At 69.0% G+C, this 7,855-nt stretch carries 7 protein-coding genes; all 7 read left to right on the forward strand.

The annotated features are described in order from the left end of the window. Positions 1-33 precede the first annotated feature (33 nt). Positions 34-2,163 (forward strand): alpha-galactosidase, encoded by a 2,130-nt coding sequence (locus tag ACHZD8_RS06865; protein WP_394769439.1) that lies wholly within the window; start codon positions 34-36, stop codon positions 2,161-2,163. Between the two features lie 17 nt (positions 2,164-2,180). Beyond that, positions 2,181-3,332, forward strand: a complete 1,152-nt coding sequence (locus ACHZD8_RS06870; RefSeq protein WP_394769441.1) for an ROK family protein — start codon at positions 2,181-2,183, stop codon at positions 3,330-3,332. Between the two features lie 106 nt (positions 3,333-3,438). Further along, the gene (gene lepB, locus ACHZD8_RS06875) at positions 3,439-4,185 is read left to right on the forward strand and encodes a signal peptidase I (RefSeq protein WP_394769443.1); all 747 of its coding nucleotides are present in this window, start codon (positions 3,439-3,441) and stop codon (positions 4,183-4,185) included. Further along, positions 4,186-4,845 carry a ribonuclease HII gene (locus tag ACHZD8_RS06880; protein ID WP_394769445.1) on the forward strand — a complete coding sequence of 220 codons (660 nt, stop codon included), beginning with the start codon at positions 4,186-4,188 and terminating at the stop codon, positions 4,843-4,845. A 63-nt stretch (positions 4,846-4,908) separates the two neighbouring features. Then, the gene (locus ACHZD8_RS06885) at positions 4,909-5,232 is read left to right on the forward strand and encodes a DUF2469 family protein (RefSeq protein WP_147783863.1); all 324 of its coding nucleotides are present in this window, start codon (positions 4,909-4,911) and stop codon (positions 5,230-5,232) included. Between the two features lie 27 nt (positions 5,233-5,259). After that, entirely contained in the window at positions 5,260-7,287 is a 2,028-nt protein-coding gene (locus ACHZD8_RS06890; RefSeq protein ID WP_394769446.1) for a prolyl oligopeptidase family protein, read from the forward strand. 60 nt (positions 7,288-7,347) lie between these two features. Continuing rightward, complete coding sequence (locus ACHZD8_RS06895) at positions 7,348-7,788, forward strand: hypothetical protein (protein ID WP_394769447.1); 441 nt, start codon at positions 7,348-7,350, stop codon at positions 7,786-7,788. Positions 7,789-7,855: the final 67 nt, after the last annotated feature.

Below are 7,855 nucleotides of genomic sequence, written 5' to 3' on the forward strand. Positions count from 1 at the left end.
TGGGCATCTGAACCGACAATCGAGGAAACACACGTGACACAGCCCGGCACCGCCATCCAGCAGGACACCCTGATCACCCTCGTGGCCGACGGGGTCTCTTTCCAGGTGGACGTGTCGTCGGGGACGCCCGCCGTCGTGTACTGGGGGAGCGATCTCGGCGCCACCCGCGGCGAGGATCTTGCCACGATGACGGCCGAGGGGGTGCCGCAGAGCAACATCGACGCCCCGCTGGTGCCCGGAATCTGGCGGGAGAACGCCCGCGGGTTCCTCGGACGACCGGCCATCCTGGGCCATCGGCACGGCCAGGACTGGTCGCAGCTCTTCACCGTGACGAGTCTCGAGTCATCACCCAGCTCCCTCGTCGTCGAGTCCGTCGACGCGGCGGCCGGGCTCAGGGTCTCGGTCTCCTTCCGGATGCAGCCGGCCGGGGTGGTCCTCATCTCCCAGACCGTGACCAACCTCGGCGCCGAGTCCTTCGATCTGGCCGAACTGACCACCTGGCTGCCCCTCCCAGACCACGCCGTCGAGACGATGGACTTCACGGGCCGGTGGCTGAAGGAACGACAGCCGCAGCGTCGACCGATCCAGTCCGGAACCTGGACCCGCGAGGTGCGCGAGGGTCGCACGAGCCATGACTACACCGTGGTGCAGCTCGCGCTGACCGCGGGAGCCGGCTACCAGCACGGATCGGTGTGGAGCACCGGCCTGCTCTGGAGCGGCAACACCAGGCACCTTGTCGAACGGCTGCCATCCGGCCAGACGTCGATGGGCGCCGGGGAGCTCCTGCTGCCGGGCGAGGGAATCCTGCAGGCGGGGGAGACCTACGAGGCGCCCACCGTCGCTGCCACATTCTCCTCGACCGGCCTCGACGGCATGACCGACCGGCTCTACCGCTGGCTTCGAGCCAGGCCCGAGCATCCGACCTCCGCCAGGCCACTCACCCTCAACGTGTGGGAGGCCGTGTACTTCGACCACGACCTGACCAAGCTCACGGAGCTCGTGGATGCCGCGAGCGAGATCGGCGTCGAACGGTTCGTGCTCGACGACGGCTGGTTCCTCGGACGTCGCAACGACTTCGTCGGTCTCGGCGACTGGGTCGTCGACTCCGCCGTCTGGCCGGATGGCCTCGATCCGCTCATCGACCGCGTGACCTCGGCGGGAATGCAGTTCGGGCTGTGGTTCGAGGGCGAGATGGTGAACGCCGACTCCGACCTCTACCGCGCACATCCGGAGTGGATCTTCCAGGCCGGCGGCCGCATCCCCCCGGAGGGCCGCCACCAGCAGGTGCTCGACCTCGGGCATCACGGGGCCTACGAGCACGTGCTCGGACAGGTGGATGCGCTGCTCACCGACCACGACATCTCCTATATCAAGTGGGATCACAATCGGGTGCTCACCGAGGCCGCACACCTCGGTGCCGCCGGAGTCCGCCGCCAGACCCAGGCCATCTACCGGCTGTTCGACGAGTTGAAGCGGCGCCACCCCGGTCTGGAGATCGAGTCCTGCGCCTCGGGCGGGGGCCGCGTCGACCTGGGCATGGCGGCCCACGTCGACCGATTCTGGACCTCGGACTGCAACGATGCCCTCGAACGCCAGTCGATTCAGCGCTACACGCAATTCGCCATCCCCCCGGAGCTGCTCGGAAGCCACATCGGTCCGACCCACTCGCACACCACCGGCCGGGTGCACAGTCTCGCGTTCCGGGCGACGACGGCGCTCTTCGGGCACGCCGGAATCGAATGGGACATCACCGAGGCCACCCTCGAGGAGCGACAGGCGCTGGCCTCCTGGTCCGCGTACTACAAGCTCAAGCGCGGCCTGCTGCATTCGGGGCGGGTGGTTCGCGTGCAGCAGCCGGACGACACCTCGTTCGTGCACGGCGTGGTTGCGCACGACGGTTCGGAGGCGATCTTCGCCTACGTGCAGTTGTCGGCCGCCGCCGGCAGCTCTCCCGCGCGGTTCGTGGTGCCCGGTCTCGACCCGGACGCGAGGTACCGGGTGCGCCTGGTCGAGCCGGCGGGGACCGCGCAGTCGGTGCAGGCGCAGACCCCGCCGTGGCTCGCCGGAATCGAGGTGAGCGGACGGGCCCTGGCCGAAATCGGGCTTCGTCCACCGATCCTGTTGCCGGAGAACGCTATCCTGATCGAACTCGACCGCCTCTAGACAGGAGCACCACCACGATGCCGCCCGCTGAGGCCTACGAGCCCCGATTTCGCGCTCCCTCGAGCGAGCTGGCGAGGGAGGTGCTCATCCACGGGCCGATTCTGCGGAGTGACCTGGCCCAGCGACTCGGCCTGTCGCTCGCCACCGTCACGCGGCTGAGCCGTCCGCTGCTCGATCGCGGCCTGCTCGTGGAGATGGCCGAGCAGTCGGATGGCGCGATGGGGCGGCCGGCGAGACCGCTCGACGTGCGGGCGGATGCTCGCCAGTTCATGGGGGTGAAGCTCACCGGCGACGAGGCGGTCGCCATCACGACGGACCTCCGCGCCACCGAGGGACGTCGCGCCGAACGGCCGCTTCCCGACCACGAACTGGCCACGGTCGTCGACGTGATCGCCGAGCTCGCGGCGGAACTCGCGAACGGCCAGGAGTTCTCCGCCGTGGGGATCAGCCTCGGTGGCAACGTGTCGAACCACCGGGTCGTCGACCGTGCCCCCTTCCTCGGCTGGCGCTCGACCCGCCTCGGGGAGGCCGTCGAGGCGAGGCTCGGGGTTTCCGTGACCGTGGAGAATGACGTGGTATCACTCACGGCCGCCGAGCACTGGTTCGGGCTCGGCCGGGGCCTGTCCAACTTCGCCGTGATCACCATCGGGGCCGGCGTCGGCTACGGGCTGGTGATGCACGACCAGGTGGTGAGCACCGCGGACACCGGACTGGGGTTGGCCGGGCACTTCCCGCTCGATGCGACCGGGCCGTTGTGCTTTCTCGGCCACCGCGGGTGTTCAACGGCCATGCTCACGATTCCGAGCATCCGGGCCCAGGTCGAGGTGGGCATCGGCAGGCCCGTGACCTATGCCGAGGTGCTGCAGATGGCCCGAGAGCACCACCCCGTCGCGCGCCAGGTCGTGGAGTCGGCCGGCAGGTCCCTCGGTCGACTCATCGCGGCGGTCGCCAACCTGGCGATGGTCGAGCACGTGGTGTTGGCCGGCGAGGGCCTGGGCATCCTCTCGGTCGCGGACGAGGCGATGAGGGCGGCGATCGGCGCCGATCGCGACCCGGAGGCCGCCCCGATCGACCTCCGCGTCGACGAGGACGGCTTCGTGTCGTGGGCCCGCGGCGCGGCGGCCATCGCGATCCAGCGCACGCTGGACGCCCTGGCGACGGCGCCCTAGTCCGCCCGATGTCGCCGGGCCGGACGGCACGCACTAGACGCGCCGTTCCACCGCAGTTTTCGCGGAGCTCCCCAGCGCCTAAAATGATGGGGAGCTCAGGGGTTTAATGACACACATCGATCCAGCCACGTCGACCGACGACGCGCGGGACCAGAGGCGCGGCCGGTCGAAGGGCGTCAGGCTCTTCATTCGGGACATCGTGCTGATCTTTCTTGCCGCGATCATCATCTCCGTGGGCATCAAGGCGTTCCTCATCCGCTCGTTCTACATCCCCTCGGAGTCCATGCAGGACACCCTCGAGGTCAACGACCGAATCATCGTGAACGAGCTGGTGCCGAAGCTCGTGCCCGTGCAGCGCGGCGACGTCGTCGTCTTCAAGGATCCGGGTGGATGGCTTCCGGCGTCCCCGCCCGTGCACCAGAACGGCTTCGTTGCCGGCGTCGACTGGGTGCTCTCCATCGTGGGCCTGAGCGCCCCGGACAGCAACGACCACCTCATCAAGCGGGTGATCGGGCTGCCCGGCGACAAGGTCGCCTGCTGCAACGCGTTCGGCCAGATGACGGTCAACGGCGTGCCTCTCGACGAGAAGCAGTACCTCAAGCTCCCCGCAGGCGTCAGCAAGGTGGCCGGCAACGACTTCTCGGTCACCGTGCCGAAGAATTCGCTCTGGGTGATGGGCGACAACCGCTACAACTCCGCGGATTCGAGGTTGAACACCGACACCCCGAGCAAGGGCTTCGTGCCCATGGATGACGTGGTCGGCCGGGCGTTCGTGATCACCTGGCCGGCGAGCCACTGGACCTGGCTCGACAACTATCCCAACGTGTTCGGCGGCGTGGGCGCCGCCCAGTAGATGACGGTCTCCGACCCGACCCTCGAGATCGAGGCCCTCCTCCACGGCGGGGGAGCCCGATTCGTGATCGGCTGCGACGAGGTGGGGCGCGGCGCCATCGCCGGCCCGGTGGCGGTCGGCCTGTGCGTCGTGGATGCCCGGATCGGCGTCATGCCGGCTGGCCTCCGCGACTCGAAGCTGCTCTCCGAGAAGAGGCGCGAGCAACTCGCGCCCCTCGCCGCCGAGTGGGCGCTGTACTCGGCCGTGGGCCTCGCGACGGCGACCGAGGTCGACACCGTGGGCATCATCGCCGCCCTCGGTCTCGCGGGCAAGCGCGCCCTCGCGAAACTCCACGCCGACGGGGCGGCCGTGCGGCAGTCGGTGATCCTTCTCGACGGAACCCACGACTGGCTCTCGCCGGCGCTCACGACGAAGCTCGCGGTGAAGACCAGGGCGAAGGCCGACCGAGACTGCGCGTCGGTGGCGGCCGCCTCCGTCGTGGCGAAGGTGCACCGCGACCGGCTGATGATCTCGGCGCACGATCGCACCCCCGGCTATGGCTGGGCGTCGAACAAGGGCTACGGCAGCGCCGACCATTTCGCCGCGATCGCCGAGCTCGGGGCCACGGACTTTCACCGTCGCACCTGGCTGCACGGCGGCGTCGAGCTCTCCGACGAGTGACCGATTCTGCCGTCGGGTGCGGCAGCACTGGGGTCCGCAAAAGCGAACTAGGATTGTCGGAGCATGGAAGAAGACGAGTTCGAAGACTACGACCGAGAGGTCGAGCTGGCGTTGTACCGGGAGTACCGGGATGTCGTGTCCCAGTTCCGCTACGTCGTCGAGACCGAGCGACGGTTCTACCTCGCGAACGAGGTGGAACTCGTTCGCCAGGACACGGAGCACGACTTCTACTTCGAGCTCACCATGAACGACGTCTGGGTGTGGGACGTCTACCGCTCCGACCGCTTCGTCAAGTCGGTGCGAGTGCTCACGTTCAAGGACGTGAACGTGGAGGAGCTCTCCGCGAAGGAGCTCGAACTGCCCAAGGAACTCGCGCTCGACGAGTAGCCGGTCTGCTCCGCCTAGGCTCGAGGCATGAGCGGCGACCTGCACGACGAGAACCTCTGGCTCGAAGACATCCACGGTGAGGCGCCCCTCGAGTGGGCCGCCGAGCAGAGTGCCCAGACTCTCGCCAGGTTCGCCTCGCCGCAGTTCGACGACCTCACCGCCCGGCTGCTCGAGGTCATCGATTCCGATGACCGCATCCCGGTCGTGAGCCACCGTGGCGGCCACTATTACAACTTCTGGCGCGACCGGCAGCACCCGCGCGGACTGTGGCGGCGCACGACGCTCGAGAGCTACCGATCGGCGGACACCGAGTGGGACGTGCTGCTCGACGTGGACGAGCTCGGCCGCGCCGAGGGGCGCGAATGGGTCTTCTCGGGGGCGCGCCTGCTGCCCCACGACTACAGTCGCGCCCTCGTCGCGCTCTCTCCGGACGGCGGCGACGCGGCGGCGGTGCGCGAGTTCGACCTCGAGACGCGCGCCTTCGTCGCCGACGGGTTCGTCATCCCGACGGCCAAGAGCTCGTATTCCTGGATCGACCGCGACACGATCTTCCTCGGCACCGACTTCGGTCCGGGCAGCATGACCGACTCGAGCTACCCTCGCACGGTGCGACGACTGCGCCGGGGCCAGTCCATCGACACCGCCGAGCTCGTGCACGAGGTGACCACCGACGACCTGTCGGTCAGCGGCATCCACCAGCACTCGCCGGGGTTCGAGCGCGATCTGGTGGTCGAGCAGCTCGACTTCTATCGTTCGCGCACGCTGCTGCTCGTGGACGGCGACCTCGTGCACCTCGATGTGCCGGATGACGCGGACGTCACGCTGCGCCGCGAGTGGCTTCTCGTGCACGCCCGATCTGACTGGGCCGTCGGCGGGGTGGTCCATCCCACCGGAGCGCTGCTCGCCATCCTCCTCGAGGCCTTCCTGTCGGGCGACCGCGCGTTCGACGTCCTCTTCGTGCCCGACGAACACACCGCGCTCGAGAGCTGGGACTTCACGGACAGCGCGCTCATCCTCACGCTGCTCGTCGATGTCGCGTCCACCCTGGTGGTGTTGGATCCCGCGGCGGGCTGGGCGCGGTCTCCTCTCGCCGGCGTTCCCGCGCTGAGCACCGTGCGGGTGGTCGACACCGACCCGGACGAGTCCGACGAGTTCTGGCTGCACTCGACCGGGTTCACGACACCATCGAGCGTTCTCCGCGGGGTGATCGGCTCCCTCGCGCCCGAGCTGATCCGGTCGTCCCCGGCCTTTTTCGACGCCGAGGGGCTGGAGGTTCAGCAGCACTGGGCGGTGTCTGACGACGGCACCCGGGTGCCGTACTTCCAGGTCGCGGCCGCCGGGCTCACGCCCGACGGTTCGCATCCGACCCTGCTGTCCGGCTACGGCGGCTTCCAGGTCTCGCGGCTTCCGGAGTACGGCGGCATCGTGGGCCGCGCGTGGCTCGAACGCGGCGGGGTGTTCGTGCTCGCGAATATCCGCGGCGGCGGCGAGTTCGGGCCGGCCTGGCACACCGCGGCCCTCAAGCAGAGCCGGCCGCGGGCCTTCGAGGACTTCGCCGCGATCGCCCGCGACCTCGTCTCCCGCGGCGTCACCACGCCGTCTCGCCTCGGCTGCGAGGGCCGGTCGAACGGCGGGCTGCTCGTGGGGAACATGCTCACCCGTTATCCGGAGCTCTTCGGGGCGGTGGTCTGCGGTGTCCCGCTCCTCGACATGAAGCGGTACACCCACCTCTCGGCCGGCGCGTCCTGGATCGCCGAATACGGTGACCCGGACGACCCGGCAGAGTGGGAGTACATCCGCACCTTCTCGCCGTACCAGCTTGTACGCGAGGACGGCCACTATCCGCCGGTGCTGTTCTACGCGGCGACCAGCGACGACCGCGTGGGCCCGGTGCAGGCGCGCAAGATGGCCGCGAGGATGCAGGGGATGGGCATCCCCGACGTCTTCTACTTCGAGAATTCGGACGGCGGCCACGGCGGCGCGGTCGACAACGCGCACACGGCGCGGCTGAACGCCCTCATCTACGAGTTCCTCTGGAGTCGACTGGCCGGCTGAGGGCGCCCACCGCCCAGACCGGCTATTGACGGGAGATGCCGCGGGCAATATCGTGTGGCCATGCGCGGGCCTCTGGCGGGAGTCGTTGTGGGTTTGCTCGCCACGATGCTCGTGGCGTGTGCGCCCTCCGGCGGGCAAGCGGGCGGCGCGGGAACGCCCGGGGCCTCGCAGTCCGGCACGCCGTCGCCGCGGCCGGATGCCGCCTCCCTCGACGGCGTGTGGGTGGTACGCCTCGACGACCCGGCCTCCGGGTGCATCCTGCTGCAGGATCGCCTGCTGCACGTCAGCGGCGGCGTTGCGACGATCAGTCCGCACGTGGCGGGGCTTGAAGACGGCGATCCCCAGTTGAGCGGCCCCGCGACCCTCGACGGCGACGCGGCAGACATTCACGTCACGAACGCCGCGCCCACGAAGGACTCCATCGACTTCACCGGCACCCGCCGCGCGGATGGCACGATTGCCGGCACGGCTAAGCCTGAATCCACCGGTCCGCTTTGTTGAGTGGTGTTTTTTCGACGTGGTTTGAGTTGTTGGGATGTGGGCTCGGCGGAGCTTCCGGCCTTTCTGC

Origin of the sequence: Lacisediminihabitans sp. (genome assembly GCF_043726815.1) — a bacterium.
In the GTDB taxonomy this organism is placed as follows: domain Bacteria; phylum Actinomycetota; class Actinomycetes; order Actinomycetales; family Microbacteriaceae; genus Lacisediminihabitans.

Bases quoted from the DNA above. Each gene is read 5' to 3' on its own strand.
- ACHZD8_RS06890 (WP_394769446.1), top strand. From the start codon at position 5,260: ATGAGCGGCGACCTGCACGACGAGAACCTCTGGCTCGAAGACATCCAC.
- lepB (WP_394769443.1), top strand. From the start codon at position 3,439: ATGACACACATCGATCCAGCCACGTCGACCGACGACGCGCGGGACCAG.
- ACHZD8_RS06895 (WP_394769447.1), top strand. From the start codon at position 7,348: ATGCGCGGGCCTCTGGCGGGAGTCGTTGTGGGTTTGCTCGCCACGATG.
- ACHZD8_RS06885 (WP_147783863.1), top strand. From the start codon at position 4,909: ATGGAAGAAGACGAGTTCGAAGACTACGACCGAGAGGTCGAGCTGGCG.
- ACHZD8_RS06870 (WP_394769441.1), top strand. From the start codon at position 2,181: ATGCCGCCCGCTGAGGCCTACGAGCCCCGATTTCGCGCTCCCTCGAGC.
- ACHZD8_RS06880 (WP_394769445.1), top strand. From the start codon at position 4,186: ATGACGGTCTCCGACCCGACCCTCGAGATCGAGGCCCTCCTCCACGGC.